The organism is Acinetobacter sp. Root1280 (genome assembly GCF_001425285.1).
Classification (GTDB): Bacteria; Pseudomonadota; Gammaproteobacteria; order Pseudomonadales; family Moraxellaceae; genus Acinetobacter; species Acinetobacter guillouiae.
In genome coordinates this window covers 1-16,202 of record NZ_LMED01000004.1, presented here as the reverse complement: position 1 = coordinate 16,202, position 16,202 = coordinate 1, and the positions used below count along the sequence as shown (strand labels likewise).

The window sequence follows — 16,202 nt, the reverse complement described above, 5'->3', positions numbered from 1 at the left end:
CTTAAAAGGTTGTGACTCCAAACAGCGGTGTTTTATTATTTTCTCCCGCGACTTCTCGAACCAATTTAGGAACTAGATAACCCGGTAAACTGGCCAATACATCCTTATAAATCTGATCAATTTTTTCCGCCCCTAAATCGAAATGATGCGCACCTTTTACTTTATCTAAAACATGAAGATAATACGGTAAAATTTGTGCTTCAAAAAGTCGTTGACTTAAATTAACGAGAGTTTGTGCAGAATCATTCACACCTTTAAGTAAAACGGCTTGATTCAACACAAGAATATTTTGTTTTGCTAAATGAGATAACTTTGCACAGGTCAAATTATCTAATTCTGCAGGATGGTTCGAGTGTACCACTAGAATTACACGTAGCCTACTGTTTTTCAATAAAGAAACCAGCTCTTCATCGATTCTTTCTGGAATTACAATTGGAACGCGTGAATGAATTCTCAAGATCTTAATCTGACTGAGAGATTCTAGACGTTCTATCCAAGTGGCTAATTTTCGGTTAGATAAAGTTAATGGATCGCCACCACTTAAAATCACTTCATTGATTTCAGGATGAGCTTCTAAATAGCCTTTAATGTTCAACCAATCTTCATTTTTAGGTAAATTTTCTTGGTATGGAAAATGACGACGAAAGCAATAACGGCAATGCACGGCACATGCACCAGTGAGGGTCAGTAAAAAACGTGATTTATACTTATGTAAGACCCCAGCAATTTGATTGGCTTGTTCTTCATCAAGCGGATCTGTGACAAAGCCTTCGTGTTCTTCCATTTCCAGATGATGTGGTAAAACTTGCAGTAAAAGCGGATCTAGGGGATTGCCAACTTCCATCTTTCTGACAAATGCACGGGGCACACGTAGTTTAAATTGTCCAGACGCAAGGATTGCACCAGACAATAACTGTGCTTTAGAAAGTTCAAGTATTTCTAACAGTTCTAATGGGTCAGTAATTAAATCACTGAGTTGAGATTGCCAATTTTGCTCTTGATATAAGTAATTTAACATGCCACGTGCAATAAATAGTTGAAGATAGGGGAAAGCGGGTGGTATTGCTTGTTCAGATTGAATCTGTCAGGTTCAATCTGAAATGTTTCACTGGAAAAATGCTTTCAGTACAGCTGATTTGTATTGAACAGCTGTGAATCACCAATGAATCGAAGATTTTACCCTCAATCTGACCGAACATGGGTAATTTTTCATTGCTTCACGATGTATTGCTCATTTAGAATACGAAAAATGTAAAATACATTCTTTGCTGTTTGGAATGATCACTGTCACAAATCGGGTGATTTGCTGATAGCATCGCAGTAGAGATTTAAATTAGTAAGTTCGGAGTGTGCCTTTCATGGCCTATTATTCTACAAATGATTTCAAAGCTGGCCTAAAGGTTATGCTTGATGGTAACCCATGTTCAATCATGGAAAACGAATATGTAAAACCAGGTAAAGGTCAAGCGTTTAACCGTGTAAAACTACGTAACCTAAGATCTGGCAAAGTATTAGAAAAAACTTTTAAATCAGGTGAATCTTTAGAAGCAGCTGATATTGTAGAAGTAGAAATGGATTATCTCTACAACGATGGCGAATTGTGGAACTTCATGGATCCAGTATCTTTCGAACAAATTGCTGCTGATAAAGTTGCAATGGGCGATGCTGCAAAATGGTTAAAAGACGATTCAAACGAAAAATGCACAATTATGCTATTTAATGGTATTCCATTAAACGTTAGTGCACCAAACTTCGTTGTATTGAAAATCGTTGAAACTGATCCAGGTGTGCGTGGTGATACTTCAGGTGGTGGTGGTAAACCAGCTAAACTTGAAACAGGTGCAGTTGTACGTGTTCCATTATTTGTACAGCAAGAAGAAAGCGTTCGTGTAGACACCCGTACTGGTGATTACTTAGAGCGTGCTTAATCATTTTATTGAAAAATGATGACGCTGAGGGATGATGAAAATCATCCCTTTTTTATTGTGCATAGATTGAGTTGGTATCGGCTTTTTAAAAGTACAAGCCTTTATAAAAATAGAGGGTATCGGCTAAATTTTCGACTAAAGTCGTAGATCGACAGCCTATAATTAATAGTAGAGTCAGAGAGTCAGATGATTACATTGATGATAAAAATAACAAAGTCGCGATTTAAGTCACTGTGATGTCATGCTAATAGTACATATTCAGACCAGTTTTAATGCCAAAGTCTTAGATGAAAACAAAAAAATGAGGAGTAGAGTCACCAAGGAATGAGTCACGGAAATGCATTACGCTTTATAAAAACAATGGAACTGCTTTTTGTAATCAAGATGTGAGGTTTTAATGGAAAATATTCAAACAAAATCATCACCCTTATCAAAATTGATCTGGGTGATTGTCGCCATAATTGGTGCTGTATCTTTTGGAATACTTGCAGTCAGCAAGGGTGAGCATGTCAATGCGGTTTGGCTAGTGCTTGCAGCGATATGTGTCTATAGCATCGCTTATCGTTTTTATAGTTTATTTATTGCGACCAAAGTTTTTGAACTGAATCCTCGGCGATTAACACCAGCACATCGTTTAGCAGATGGCTTGGATTATGTCCCGACCAATAAATATGTACTTTTTGGTCACCATTTTGCTGCTATTGCAGGAGCGGGGCCATTGGTTGGGCCTATTCTTGCTGCCCAAATGGGTTATTTACCAGGAACAATTTGGCTTTTGGTCGGGGTTGTTCTTGCTGGTGCAGTTCAGGATTTCTTGGTTTTATTTATCTCTACACGACGAGATGGGCGCTCACTTGGTGAAATGGCAAAGCAAGAGCTGGGTTCATTTGCTGGTGTGGTGGTGATGCTTGGTGCATTAGGTGTGATGATTATCATCCTTGCCGTATTGGCACTGGTGGTAGTGAAAGCACTGGCACATAGTCCATGGGGTGTGTTTAGTATTGCAGCGACGATACCAATTGCCTTATTTATGGGCATCTATATGCGTTATATCCGTCCGGGCAAGATTGCAGAAGTTTCTATCATTGGTTTTGTGTTGATGATGGCTGCAATTGTTTATGGTGGAAATGTTGCTGCGGATCCTTATTGGGGACCATTTTTCACATTAACTGGAACACAACTTACCTGGGCACTCATCATTTATGGATTCGTGGCTTCGGTTCTACCTGTTTGGCTGTTGTTAGCACCACGAGATTATTTATCAACATTCTTAAAAATTGGTGTAATTGCAGGTTTAGCAGTCGGTATTATTGTTGCAATGCCAATGTTAAAAATGCCAGCTGTTACGCATTTTGTTGATGGTACTGGTCCTGTATTTGCTGGATCTATGTTCCCATTCTTATTTATTACCATTGCTTGTGGTGCGATTTCTGGTTTCCATGCCTTAGTCTCGTCTGGAACTACACCTAAACTGATTGATAACGAAGTCAATATTCGTGTCATTGGTTATGGTGGTATGTTGATGGAATCATTTGTTGCAATCATGGCAATGATTTGTGCAACAGTGCTTGAACCTGGTGTTTATTTTGCGATTAATGCGCCAGCGGCAGTATTGGGTACTACGGTAGAAAGCGCAGCAGAAGCAGTACGTACACTTGGTTTTGTGGTTACACCTGAAACTTTGAGCTTGCTGGCAAAAGAAGTGGGTGAAAGTACGATTCTTTCGCGTACTGGTGGTGCGCCAACATTTGCAATTGGTATGGCTCATATCATCACGGATATTTTTAATAATCGTTCAATGATGGCGTTCTGGTATCATTTTGCGATCTTATTTGAAGCGCTGTTTATCTTAACCGCTGTCGATGCCGGAACTCGTGCATGTCGTTTTATGGTACAGGATACGGTGGGTATCGTTGTTCCAGCACTTAAAAACTCGCACAACTTTGTGGGGAATATGATCGGTACAGCGGTTGCTGTCGCTGGATGGGGCTTCTTTGTTTATCAAGGTGTAGTCGACCCACTTGGTGGTATTAATAGCTTATGGCCTTTGTTTGGTATCGGTAACCAAATGCTTGCGGCAATGGCTTTGATCTTGGGCACAGTGATTTTATTTAAAATGAAGAAAGAGAAATATGTATGGGTCACCATTATCCCAACAATTTTCTTATTCATTACCTGTATGACTGCGGGTTGGCAAAAAATCTTCCATACTAATCCTAAGATTGGATTCTTGGCTCAGGCGGATAAATTCTCAACAGCAATTGCCAATGGTGAAATTTTAAAACCAGCCAAAACACTTGAAGAAATGCAAACCATTGTATTGTCCAATCAAATCAATGCTGCACTGTGTGCATTCTTTATGATTGTTGCGATTGTGATGCTGTTTGCTGCTATTGGCGCAATTCGTCGTGCATTGGCAAGTCCTACACCAACAGTAAATGAAGCTCCAGCGGTGTATGCAGATCCTGAAGAAGTGTCTGTTTCTAAATCACACTAAGTTGATATTACAGATAGAGTGAGAGGTGAGTGATGAAGCTTAAATTTGCTCAAGGTGGTAAAACGGTGATTTATAAAATCATCAAGATGACCATCATGTCGCAAAAGGAGCTAATTTTTAATCCTAAAAATTGGTCTAGAATTGCAACATTATGGACACGCTTACAGCAAAGTTTCCGTTTGATGGTGGGTGTTCCAGATTATCAAAATTATCTGGAACATATGAAAAAGCATCATCCCGATATGGATGCAATGGATGAAAAGACTTTTCATCGCTATTGTGTAGATGCCCGCTATCCAACAGCTGGTGGAACAATGAAGAAATGCCCATGTTGATGGAAGGTATAAGTTGATTTAAAGCTTAAATAGAACGGCACTTGGGTGCCGTTTTTTTTTGAATATGAGCGAAGTGATTTATCGGTTTAACGCAATAACAGTGTACTTCATGATTAGACTTGTCGGATAACTGACAGTTGGTAAAGACTAACTCCGTTAGAATCATCTAATAGATATAAATGCAAGGAGACTGCTATGAAAATCTGTATTTATGGTGCGGGTAGTATTGGATGCTATATTGGCGGTCGATTAGCAGCGGTAGGTGCTGAAGTGAGGTTTATTACACGTCCTCGTGTATATGAAGAATTGAGGAGGTCTGGTTTAAAACTGACAGATTACACTGGTAAAACGATAAAAATCGCGGCAAATGATTTACAGCTCAGTGTTGATCTTAAAATAGTCACAGATGCCGATATTATTTTTGTATGTGTAAAATCGGCTGCGACTGAGCAAGTTGCCAAGGAACTTTATAACAACTTGGGCGCACACAGACCCTATATTGTGAGTTTTCAAAACGGGTTGAGTAATGTTCCAATTTTAAAGCAGATTTTAAAACATCATTCGATTTTAGAAGGTATGGTGCCTTTTAATGTTGCAGTTCAAAAAGTTGGGCATTTTCATCAAGGGACATCTGGTGCGTTGCATGTGAAAGCGTATGCACAGCAACAGGATTTAGCCGAGCTTTTTAAACAAGCTGAATTAGAGATTGTTTTTGATCAGGATATGCTTGCAGTGCAATGGGCAAAAATTTTGCTGAATTTAAATAATTCAATCAATGCCTTATCAAAGTTACCGTTAAAACAACAATTGTCTAATTATCAATATCGACGATGCCTTGCTTTGGCGCAACAAGAAACTTTACATCTCTTAGATTTAGCACAAATTAAGCCAGCCAAACTCACAGCAATTTCGGCACATCTATTGCCTAAAATAATCAGTTTGCCAAATTTCATTTTTAAAATATTAAGCCGTAAAATGTTGGCAATCGATCCCTTGGCGCGTTCATCTATGCAAGATGATTTGATGGCAGGGCGAACAACAGAAGTGGACTGGATCAATGGGGAAGTTGTTCAGCTTGCCCAGCAGCTAGGTAAACAAGCGCCCATCAATAAAACCTTAATCGAATTGATTAAACAGGCTGAAATTTCAGGAAGTGAATTTTCAATTGGTGCGCACGATTTAAAAACAAAGTTAGAACATGCCGCAAAATTAAAAGTTTAAAATTTTGGTTGATGGGGGAAGCTATAAATTTTGAAGTGTATTCAGCAAATGAAAATAAGGATTTATCGCAGTCAAGATTGAGTATTCCTTAAAACCGTGTATGTTAAGGAAGTTACAATAATTTTATTGGGGAAATAAAAGGTGATTTGGGGAACAACACAAGTAAAAGCATCAGAACAACATAGCACTGTATCAAATTTAGACCTCACTCAGTTTTACCCAAAAATTGATGACTTTTTAAGTCAAATCAACCAAATTATTTTAGATAAAAGTCATCAGACTAAACTGGCACTCTGTAGTCTATTGGCTGGCGGACATTTACTTTTTGAAGACTTACCCGGACTTGGAAAAACCACCTTAGCCAGCAGCTTGTCACGTTTAGCAGGTCTCGATTTTCAACGGATTCAGTTTACCAATGATATGCTGGCAAGTGATGTGATTGGGATCAATATGTTTAATCAAAAAGAGCATCAATTTGAGTTTAAACATGGTCCAATCTTTACCCAAATTCTGCTTGCAGATGAAATTAACCGCTGTAGCCCTAAAACCCAAAGTGCTTTGCTTGAAGCAATGGAGGAGGGCAATGTCACTATAGATGGTACACGTTACCCTTTACCACAACCATTTTGGGTGATTGCAACACAGAACCCACTTTTTCAAAGTGGAACCTATAGTTTGCCAGAGTCACAACTTGATCGTTTTTTGATTCGACTGTCTTTAGGTTATCCATCACGTGCAGCAGAAAAATTATTATTACAACAAAACTCGCGCCATGATTTGATTGAAAAGTTGCAAGCGATTTTCCAACATCAGGAAATTTTGCAATTACAATGTGTGGTAAATCAAATTACATTGAGTGATGTTGTTTTTGAATATATGCTTGATCTAGCAGAAGAAACACGTAAAGGTCGTCATGGCTTATCTCCACGTGGGTTATTGGCATTAAAAAAATCAGCACAAGCCTATGCCTTGATTGAAAAAAGACAATTTGTAATTGCAGATGATGTACAAGCAGTGTTTGTTGCTGTGGTGTCGCATCGTATAGGATTAGGTGAATCTGAGACACGAGCACTTATGCAAAAAGTTCCTGTAAAGGGCTAATTGGAAACGCTTATGTTAGGTCAACGATTTATTAAATGGCTGCATCTTCGGTTTCGCTATACAGGAACTCGTACACTGAAACAAAACCAAGTGTTGGTGTTTATGTACCAGCAGGGTTTTTTATATCTGGTCCTTATTCTGATTACTTTTATCGCTGGGATTAATTATGCCAACAATTTAATTCTTGGTTTTTGTTTTTTAATCAGTGCAATTTTATGTATTAGTTTCTATCTCAGTTTTAAACAATTACATGCGATTACATTAGATGTGGTTGTTGATGAAGTGGGTAAGGTCAATGAAGTTTTTAAGGTGAGAGTTAACCTACAACAAGACCGTGCTACGCCTAAGTTTTTAAACTTTAAAATTGATGAACAATTACAATCTTTTCTATTTGAAGAAAAACAACAAAGTTTTGAATTGAATTTTATTCCACAACAACGAGGGGAATTTTCAGTTTCTCCAATTCAAATTTACTCCACCTATCCGCTTGGTTTAGTGCGGGCATGGACCTATATCTATTTAACTGACAGTTACTGGATTGCCCCTGAAGCGAAGTCTTTAACGCATCAATCACAGAATTATTCCAATACAGGTGAGCCTGATTTAGATGAATTTAAAGAGTTAAGGACTTTTAAATCAGGTGATTCATTGCAAAGCATTTCTTGGAAACAGGCCGCGCGTGGACAAGGATTATTTGTAAAGCAATTCGATGATTTGATTGATACCCATGCGATGCAAATTGAATATAGCAAAATGCCAAGCGCAGACCATGAAGAGAAGCTAAGTTTTATGATGGAGTTGGTCGATCGATGTCATCAAACGGAAACGCCGTACAGCATCATTTTACCGCATGCACAAACTGAAAACGGGATTGGAGAACAGCACTATATTCATATCAAAACCTTATTGGCGCAAGCGTGAGGATGAACAATGAATAAAATGGATAAATCGATACAAATTTCAATTTTAGTTGTGCTGAGTTTGATTTGGCTGGCACAACTGGCTTATATGCCTGTGGCATTGTCTATTTTATTCCTCATTAATATAGTGGCTTTGGCACTATATTATGACAAAAACAATAAACATCAAGTCTATAATCTGCCTCGATTCTTTGCACAAACCCCAAAATTAGTTTTTGCGCTTTTAGCTTTGCTCATCATTTATTTTGATTCCCGCACTTTTCTAGGCGTAGAAGCAGGTACAGCGGTTCTCTCCACATTTTTATTTGCGAAAGCACTAGAAACCAAATCAAAGCGTGACTTTATTATTCTGTTTAACTTTGCTTTGTTCGTCAGTGCCAGTTTATTTTTACACAGCCAAGCCTTTTGGATGGCACTGTTAGTTTTATGCTGTTTAATCAGTTGCTTGGTTGGACTGTATCGTGTACAAATCGCCAATTTTGAAATAGAGCAACCGATTTTTCAGTCTCTTAAAAGTGATTCATTGCATATCCTTAAATTTATTGCTTTGGCGTTGCCATTCTTTGTTTTACTGTTTATGTTTTTCCCGCGTTTGCCACCACTTTGGCAAATCCCCATTCCCAATAATAAAGCGGTAACGGGATTAAGTGATCGTATGTCACCGGGTGATATTGCTGAGCTTTCACAGTCAAGTGCATTGGCATTTCGAGTTATTGGCAATATGAAGCAATTGCCAAATCGTAATGAGCTGTATTGGCGAGCGATGGTGCTTGATCGTTATGATGGTACAACGTGGACAAGTGAGTTTGCCAATAAACAGGTAAAAGCTTATTCCAAGATCGCGGGGCAGATTGATGGATTTCATTATCAATATCTTGCCAGTGATCCAAGTCAGCAATGGATTACCGGTTTGGAAAAGTCGATTCCAATAGAACAACGTTTTGAGTTACACCAAGACTGGTCGATTACACCAAAACGGCTGGTACAACGTACCCAGCCAATTGAATTGCAGTGGGTGGGGAGTCAGGTTAGAGATATTCAGGATTCACATTTTGAACAGATGATGCTGAAAAATAATCTCAGTTATCCGAAAAAGAGTGATCTACAAGCCCAGAAGTTTGCTTTAAATCTGTATCAGCAGAGCCAGTCCAATCCTGAAGCTTATATTCAGAATGTATTGAACTGGTACAAGAAAGAAAATTTTGTTTATACACTTGCCCCAGGAAGGTTGGGGAATAACCGCGTTGATGAGTTCCTATTTCAATCACGGCAGGGGTTTTGTGAACATTATGCCTCAAGCTTTGTCTTGCTGATGCGTTATGTTGGAATCCCAGCGCGTGTAGTCACAGGCTACCAAGGCGGTGAGTTGTCTCCTGATGGTCAAAGTTGGGAAGTACGCCAGTTAGATGCACATGCTTGGGCTGAGGTTTATCAACACGGGCAATGGCAACGCATTGATCCAACAGCCATCATTGCACCGATGCGTATTGATCGTGGTATGCAAAATGTGATGAATGACGATCGTTCGATTTTTGGCGATGCGGGTTATTCAAATTTGCGTTTTCAGCATTCATCACTGCTTAGAACGCTGCGTGTTTGGAGTGACTATGCCAGTTTTCAATGGCAGAGTAAGGTTGTCGGTTACGATGCAGAGAAGCAAAGCAGCTGGATGAAGAAGCTTGGCTTAACATCGGCTTATAGTTATGGTTTGGTTTTGATTTTTGGAATTCTTGGATTACTGTTGATCTATTGGGGTGTGACGCAATTTTGGCGCATTCTTCAAATGTCAGGGCTTGAGCGAATCATTACTCAATTTAATCATCAATTATCTGAGGTTGATCAAAAAGCTGAATCAGAAACCTTTCAACAATGGATGCAGCGTTTAGCCTTGCGGACTGAACAAAAACATCTGTTCGAGCAAGTGAATCAGATTTTTCAAAAAATTGTCTATTTAGGTAATGAAAATCAACAGGATATTCAAAATATCAAGAAATTGCTTAAAGAGTGTGCGAATGCATTAAAAGTAAAGAAATAAGGCTTGTCATCTTATTAAAAAATGAATAATATTCTCAGCACTTCAGGTGTATAGCTCAGTTGGTTAGAGCGCTACGTTGACATCGTAGAGGTCTCCAGTTCGAGTCTGGATATACCTACCAAGATTTTTAAAGACTTATAAGCGATTCAAAAGCTTATAGGTCTTTTTTTTGTGCTTTTGTTGCATCTCTATTATTCGTGAATTCAGAAAAATTGCAGAAACTGGCGGTATATTCAACATGTTTGCAATAAGTTAGCAACAAAATAAAAATATAGAGACCATGTGGCAACTTTTGGCGTATTCAAGTCAAGTACAAACATCTTCGTGATGCTGGAACAGGGGATACCTTAGAAGAATGTATTATTGTTAGGACTCATAGCATACACGTGCGGCTTTAAATCAGGTTCTACTGTATTGAATTTAATACGGATTAAAATCTATTCTCGTTATTGATATATTACTCAATAATCTTTCCAGCTTAGCTTAAATTTAACTTACATATATAAAGATATATATACATTTAATCATTAAATTACATTTTTAAAAAAATCATAATAAAAAAAAGAAATAAAAATGAGTTATAGTCTAAATGATTTTAAATTGCAGGAATCACACTATTGAGTATTCATGAAATAGTACTTCAAGATGATAAATTTCATTTACATAAACTTGTCAAAGTTAAAGATAGTATTTATGATCCAGTCAAAAAAGATGAATCTACTTTGTGGTTTTGGATTTACTCAGACACATCTGAATTTTTTTACTTTGAATTATGGGATGAACTTGATCATGCAAGAATAAACGAAAATATTAATTATAAAAATTGTAACTTTAAAGTAGTTAGTATTAATAATAACAATAAAATGAATTACTCATAAAACTTAATTATATTAAAGATAAATAATTTTCATAATAATTTAAAACATGTACCTAAGGTAAAAACGATTTAACTTTATCTATTTAGGGATGGTAACAATACATTTCTATAGGTATAGGAAATTAAAAGTGAAAACTTAACAAGCGGCCAACAAGAGATTAATCCATTCATTAACTAGACTCAGTTTGTAATGGCGCTGGGAAGCTTGTTACTTTTTTAAATTAGTGAAAGCATCTATATCTGGTGAATCAGAGCAACTGGGTTCGAGTCAATCTGTCAAACTTTAAAATTCTTTAAAAGAGAGGGTCCATAACCCTCTCTTTTGATATTTAAAGAAAAGAGGAGATTCCTCGTTGATTTAAACCGACCTTTTTACGCACTCGAGTTTGCTTTTCTTTCAAAAGCTCATTTAATAAGCTATTTAAATGAGCATTATTGAGGGCTGCTGGCGTAAATGAGTCATAGCCAAGCTGATTAAAAAATAAATCAACTTTTGAACACTTTTGCACGTATTTCATTGACCAGTTTTTAAAACTAATTTTGTCAATATCCATGGTTTCAAATTCAATAATGCTATTGTGCCTAGCGTCATTTTTTATACTTTGAAATAGCGATTGAACTATAGACTTTTCACCTTCAAGACATTGAAAAAAATGATTATTGGCATAATATAGAACGCCAAAAATTTTATTTTTCCCATTAAAATCGCGCGCAGTATTTAAGATAGCATTTAAATCTTCAATAAGGTCATTGGCTAATTCATTTCGAGTACTCGCATAGCACAATCGAATTAGCATACATCTTTCCTCAAGTTGCGTAGATTCGTATAAAAAATCTTATTCATTGATATCAAAATTATATGGCTCAATAGCGTATTCACCCGCTAAAAGGTCGATAAAAGAAGGGATCGTCTCACTAGAAAGAAGAAATGGATTGAAATCATCACGATGATTTTCTAGGAAAAAGTCACCAAGTCTTTTATTGACAGGGGCAAATTTCATATTCCAATGCTTAAACAAACCTATGTCGCATGTTTCGTAATATAAAATCTCACAGTTTTGATGACGTTGATCTTTTAAAATTTGATTATAGAACAGATCATCAACTTTACTTTTATGTCCTTCAAGACATTGAACAAAATATCCATGTCCATAATAAAGAACGCCTGTGATTTCATTGCGAGAGTTGAAATCAACAGCTGTGTTAAGAATTTCTATCAAATCATTCTTAAGATTTGGATGAGTACTCGTAGCTTTACTTGCATATAAAACTCTTACAAATTCCATTAGAAGGCTTCCACGATAAATAATTACTTCGAACTAAGTGCTAACGCTTTAATTTTATTAATAAGCTTTATGTATTCACATAGAAAGATTAGTAATGATGACTACAATACATTGATAATTAATCAAAAGCTAACAAATCGTACCAACCGGTCTAAACATGAAATGTAAAGTTTTTTAACACTGTTTGAGTGTTTTGTTACTTTACAAAACAAATTGAGCCTATTGTTAAAATTAAATATTTGAAAATAATATATTTAATTTATATATTTTGAATTTTATGTGGTTAAAAAATATACAAATGTAAGAAATTTCTCACAATCATGTAAGCCATGGATTATATCGCTAAATTTCATATTATTTATACTGCCTAGATACACCACAAGTGCTCATCATTATTATAAATCTGAATCTTAATTTAAGGTGATTGTCGCTAACGCTTAAATTAAAATAATTCGTTATAAAATTGATGTGCTAAATAAAAAGTGTTGTGTATTGGGGGAGTCTTCCCCCTTAGTCGGACAACTAAGGGGGGAGCATTTTTATAAATATGAAATAAGAGGGGATGAAATGCAAATTTTAAAAAATATTGTTATTTTTATTGTCTCTGTTTTAAGTATTTCATTGCTCATTATTATTTTTGATCAATTGGGGATGAATAAGAAATTTAACTTGTTTTTATCAGCTTTACTGTATGGGGTATTGATCACAATTTATTTACAAAAGGTATTCCTAAGCCTATCTTTCTTTTTAGGGTTTTATAGCCTTTTATTCATGATAAGTTACTCTGTTGAAGTCATCATCATGCTTTTTATTTCTTGTTCTGTATTATTCATGATAAAAATGATTATGCCTAAATTAAAGGATACACGCGTCGATCGATATTTTATTCTTAATAAATTATATAAAAAGTAAATTTTAGCAATTACTATTTTTAAAATAGTAAGTTGATCTTAATTGTTATGCTTAAGTTTTAGTGTTATTTTAAGTGAAAATATATTCTAAACTAGAACATTTTAATCACATAAAATAACACTCGAATTAAATTATTAATTTATAGTGTTATTTTAAATCAAAATATATTTTAGGGAGTACTATATTATGTTTCGTTGGGCGATTATATTTGCTGTAATAGCACTTATAGCGAGTCTTTTAGGATTTGGTGGTGTAGCAGGTCTTTCAAAAGATTTTGCAGTTATTCTATTAGTCGTGGCTGTTATCCTTACTGTGATTGGTTTTATTTCTCGTGGAAAGGTATAGTCATTATAAACCATCTAACGGTAGAATTTAGTCATTCTATCGTTAGATATAATGAATTTGAAAATACTTAAATTACTTAATAAATTTGAACTGAGCATATTATGAAAAATATTAACTATGATTTTGTTTTAGAACAAATTTATAATTTTTTACTTTTAAGACCTGATTTTAATAGCAAAACAAATTTTGAGAAGATCGCTGAATATTTCAGAGCTTTAAATGAGGGCACAGATGATGAGTTTAATTTTGAGAAACCAAACAAAATCTCGGGTAAATTTGGCAGTAAAAAAAATATAGTAATAGTCAACGCACCAGAAATAAATAATAAAAATAAATTTTTGGAATGGGTTGATCGGCAAATAAATCTATAAGGTTTTTGATTAAGGGTATCTATATGCATCATAGACATAAGCGCAAAAAAGCAACATTGATTTCAGAGTGGTCAACTGATCAAGACTGCTATTTGATTGAAAATAGTTCATTACCTATTGAAATATTAAAAGATTCATTATCATTCTCTGAAGAAGAAATACTTGAGAGAAAGATGCAGTTAGGATTAGTTCGCCAGCAACGACAAATGATGAGAAGCACTTGAATCAAATATTCTAGCTTCTCAATTCTTTTTTATAATTTTAGCCTTAATTTAATCGGTCTAAAGTGACTAAGAGTTACCTCATAGAATATCTTAACTAATCAAAACTACATCCTGAATATAAGATGCTACACTCTTGGTAGGTAGTTTTTAAAGATGCAAAAATTTAGGGCTGTGTGTTTAGCTAATCGAAGTGAATAATCATAACGTTTTTCTGTTTATTGGCCACCTTTAATAGGGTCAGCTAAGGCAACTCAGCCATCTTAGTAGGTATATTTTAAAATAAGGCACAAGCTTTATTTAAGTGAAAGTCAGTTACTAAAATCATTGTACTTAAAAATAAATACCTATACATGAGAGCTATTAAAAAGTGACATTGTTTACATGATTTTGACAGAAAATAAACTTAAATAATAATTTAAAATAGAGCTATGTAGGTGATAATGGGTTATCAATCTTAATCGATAAATTGTTAATTATTTCATATGTAAATTATTTATAAAATTTTAAACATTATAAGTTTTATATTTAATGGTTTATAAAACTATTTGATTAAGATTTTTGAATTATCTTAAATAAGTGAGGAACGATTATGAAGATTGCTTTAATTGGTGCAACAGGTATGGCGGGTTCACGTATTTTAGAAGAGCTTGTTTCACGTGGTCATTACGTTAAAGCCATCGCACGTAATACACATAAAGTACCTGATACGGAACGTGTTTTATCCGTAGATGTGGACTTAAATGATCATGAAGCGCTTGTTGAAGCTCTAAAAGGGCAAGATGCCGTGATAAGTGCTGTTCCTTTTCATGGCTTAGATGCGAATGCATTGATTAACACAATTCGGGATTCTAAAGTTAAGCGTTATTTGGTTGTTGGTGGTGCTGGTGGACTGACTATTCCCAACAAAAATGTACGCTTATTGGATACGGATGATTTTCCTGCTGCGTATAAACCTGAAGCAGAAGCTGCTGTAAATTTCCTTGAAAAACTTAAACAAGTCGATGATATTGAATGGACTTTTATATCACCTTCGGCTGAGTTTGCTCCAGGTAAACGTACAGGAGAATTTCGTTTAGGAAAAGATGAACTTATAATTGGTAAAGATGGCAGTAAAATTTCAGCTGAAGATTTTGCAATAGCATTATCTGATGAAATTGAAAATAACAACCATATTAATCAACGTTTTACTGTTGGATACTAAGAAATGTATAAAGGCCCTCATTTGAGGGCTTTTTTCTATAAAAATTAAATTGATGATTTTAGCGTTTTCTAGACTTATTTGTACTCATAAGTGTTTTATTTTAAATTTTTTTTAATCGTTGCTGAAGAACATTCTATTTATATTGAATAAATATAACTGTATAGTTTAATTGAATTAAGGATTACAAATTTTAAAGATTGTGTTTAAAAGTTGAATAGACAATACATGTAATATTTTTATGATGATAAAACAGTTAATTATGGTTAATAAGGTGTCTGAAAAATCATTATGGATTACATTAGTGGTCATAATTGATATAAATAAGACCAAAATTAGAATATAGAACTTGCTGTTGATATATGGATTTGTCATGAAAAGCTCTTTTTTGAATTGTTATAGTATAACACTTTTATGTGTGGACTTATATGTTGGAAATAACAACTATTGTAAAATATTTAAGCCACACTTTTTGATACATGTATTATTGTAAAAAATGAATAAAATCAATGCATTAAATTAATATAAACTTTTGAATTGTAATAATAAGTATACATACATTGATCTCATAATGATTTCTAGTTCAAGCATACATATAGCAAGATTTTTAAAGACTTATAAGTGATTAAAAAATTAAGATATTTTTAGGTATAATAAGATATGTTAGTATTGATCCACTTTGTAAAGAAAGATTGTGGAATAGACTGATTTAGCCAACAAATTTAGGTCAAGATTATTGCTAGGCTGAAGAAGAATAAAACTCATTAGAATCCTCTGACGAGTGGGGTGTAGTTTCACTTGTTGAGACTTGTGCAAATTTATTAGAATAGACTTCTTTCATAACTCACTTTTTACTCAGTTCTAAATTATAAATACCTGCAATCAAATTGAACCTTAAGCCAAGTCTTTTCCCTCTATTTCGATAACGCTCTGCAAGGATTTTGAAAGTCTT

General features: G+C 35.0%; 16 protein-coding genes, 1 tRNA gene and 1 pseudogene. 14 read left to right on the top strand and 4 right to left on the bottom strand.

Annotated elements, in window-relative coordinates; genetic code table 11:
* Position 1 precedes the first annotated feature (1 nt).
* Positions 2 to 1,018 (bottom strand): EF-P beta-lysylation protein EpmB, encoded by a 1,017-nt coding sequence (gene epmB, locus ASC84_RS05580; RefSeq protein WP_004721248.1) that lies wholly within the window; start codon positions 1,016 to 1,018, stop codon positions 2 to 4.
* A gap of 340 nt (positions 1,019 to 1,358) precedes the next feature.
* Here epmB and efp point away from each other — a divergent pair, with 340 nt between their 5' ends.
* From efp to ASC84_RS05535, 9 genes are all read left to right on the top strand, one after another.
* Positions 1,359 to 1,928, top strand: a complete 570-nt coding sequence (gene efp, locus ASC84_RS05575) for an elongation factor P (RefSeq protein ID WP_004721246.1) — start codon at positions 1,359 to 1,361, stop codon at positions 1,926 to 1,928.
* A 397-nt stretch (positions 1,929 to 2,325) separates the two neighbouring features.
* Positions 2,326 to 4,425 (top strand): carbon starvation CstA family protein, encoded by a 2,100-nt coding sequence (locus ASC84_RS05570; RefSeq protein ID WP_004820734.1) that lies wholly within the window; start codon positions 2,326 to 2,328, stop codon positions 4,423 to 4,425.
* 32 nt (positions 4,426 to 4,457) lie between these two features.
* Entirely contained in the window at positions 4,458 to 4,760 is a 303-nt protein-coding gene (locus ASC84_RS05565) for a YbdD/YjiX family protein (protein ID WP_004721243.1), read from the top strand.
* 195 nt (positions 4,761 to 4,955) lie between these two features.
* On the top strand, positions 4,956 to 5,981 hold the full coding sequence (locus ASC84_RS05560; protein WP_056512405.1) for a 2-dehydropantoate 2-reductase: 1,026 nt from the start codon (positions 4,956 to 4,958) through the stop codon (positions 5,979 to 5,981).
* 141 nt (positions 5,982 to 6,122) lie between these two features.
* Complete coding sequence (locus tag ASC84_RS05555; RefSeq protein ID WP_056512403.1) at positions 6,123 to 7,082, top strand: MoxR family ATPase; 960 nt, start codon at positions 6,123 to 6,125, stop codon at positions 7,080 to 7,082.
* Positions 7,083 to 7,094: 12 nt separating this feature from the next.
* The gene (locus ASC84_RS05550) at positions 7,095 to 8,003 is read left to right on the top strand and encodes a DUF58 domain-containing protein (RefSeq protein WP_056512400.1); all 909 of its coding nucleotides are present in this window, start codon (positions 7,095 to 7,097) and stop codon (positions 8,001 to 8,003) included.
* A gap of 18 nt (positions 8,004 to 8,021) precedes the next feature.
* The gene (locus tag ASC84_RS05545; RefSeq protein ID WP_056512607.1) at positions 8,022 to 10,037 is read left to right on the top strand and encodes a DUF3488 and transglutaminase-like domain-containing protein; all 2,016 of its coding nucleotides are present in this window, start codon (positions 8,022 to 8,024) and stop codon (positions 10,035 to 10,037) included.
* A gap of 44 nt (positions 10,038 to 10,081) precedes the next feature.
* A tRNA-Val gene (locus ASC84_RS05540) sits at positions 10,082 to 10,158 on the top strand.
* 496 nt (positions 10,159 to 10,654) lie between these two features.
* The gene (locus ASC84_RS05535; protein ID WP_056512397.1) at positions 10,655 to 10,915 is read left to right on the top strand and encodes a hypothetical protein; all 261 of its coding nucleotides are present in this window, start codon (positions 10,655 to 10,657) and stop codon (positions 10,913 to 10,915) included.
* Positions 10,916 to 11,243: 328 nt separating this feature from the next.
* On the opposite strand, the gene ASC84_RS05530 is transcribed toward ASC84_RS05535, so the two are convergent.
* Both ASC84_RS05530 and ASC84_RS05525 read right to left on the bottom strand, forming a co-directional pair.
* On the bottom strand, positions 11,244 to 11,711 hold the full coding sequence (locus ASC84_RS05530) for a BLUF domain-containing protein (protein WP_056512395.1): 468 nt from the start codon (positions 11,709 to 11,711) through the stop codon (positions 11,244 to 11,246).
* 39 nt (positions 11,712 to 11,750) lie between these two features.
* On the bottom strand, positions 11,751 to 12,200 hold the full coding sequence (locus tag ASC84_RS05525; protein ID WP_056512393.1) for a BLUF domain-containing protein: 450 nt from the start codon (positions 12,198 to 12,200) through the stop codon (positions 11,751 to 11,753).
* A gap of 567 nt (positions 12,201 to 12,767) precedes the next feature.
* Between ASC84_RS05525 and ASC84_RS05520 the strand changes: the two genes are divergently transcribed.
* The 5 genes from ASC84_RS05520 (at position 12,768) to ASC84_RS05505 (ending at position 15,253) form a co-directional block, all read left to right on the top strand.
* Positions 12,768 to 13,112, top strand: coding sequence for a hypothetical protein (locus tag ASC84_RS05520; RefSeq protein WP_004721229.1), 345 nt, complete (start codon positions 12,768 to 12,770; stop codon positions 13,110 to 13,112).
* A 186-nt stretch (positions 13,113 to 13,298) separates the two neighbouring features.
* A complete protein-coding gene (locus ASC84_RS22155; RefSeq protein ID WP_004721227.1) occupies positions 13,299 to 13,457 on the top strand; it encodes a DUF1328 domain-containing protein in 159 nt (52 codons plus the stop codon).
* A gap of 101 nt (positions 13,458 to 13,558) precedes the next feature.
* Positions 13,559 to 13,828 carry a hypothetical protein gene (locus ASC84_RS05515; protein ID WP_004721225.1) on the top strand — a complete coding sequence of 90 codons (270 nt, stop codon included), beginning with the start codon at positions 13,559 to 13,561 and terminating at the stop codon, positions 13,826 to 13,828.
* Positions 13,829 to 13,851: 23 nt separating this feature from the next.
* A complete protein-coding gene (locus tag ASC84_RS05510; protein WP_004721224.1) occupies positions 13,852 to 14,052 on the top strand; it encodes a hypothetical protein in 201 nt (66 codons plus the stop codon).
* Positions 14,053 to 14,641: 589 nt separating this feature from the next.
* On the top strand, positions 14,642 to 15,253 hold the full coding sequence (locus ASC84_RS05505) for an NAD(P)-dependent oxidoreductase (RefSeq protein WP_004721223.1): 612 nt from the start codon (positions 14,642 to 14,644) through the stop codon (positions 15,251 to 15,253).
* An 841-nt stretch (positions 15,254 to 16,094) separates the two neighbouring features.
* Here the strand turns inward: ASC84_RS05505 and ASC84_RS05500 are convergent.
* Positions 16,095 to 16,202 (bottom strand): annotated as a pseudogene (locus ASC84_RS05500) (IS5/IS1182 family transposase); the annotation flags it as partial.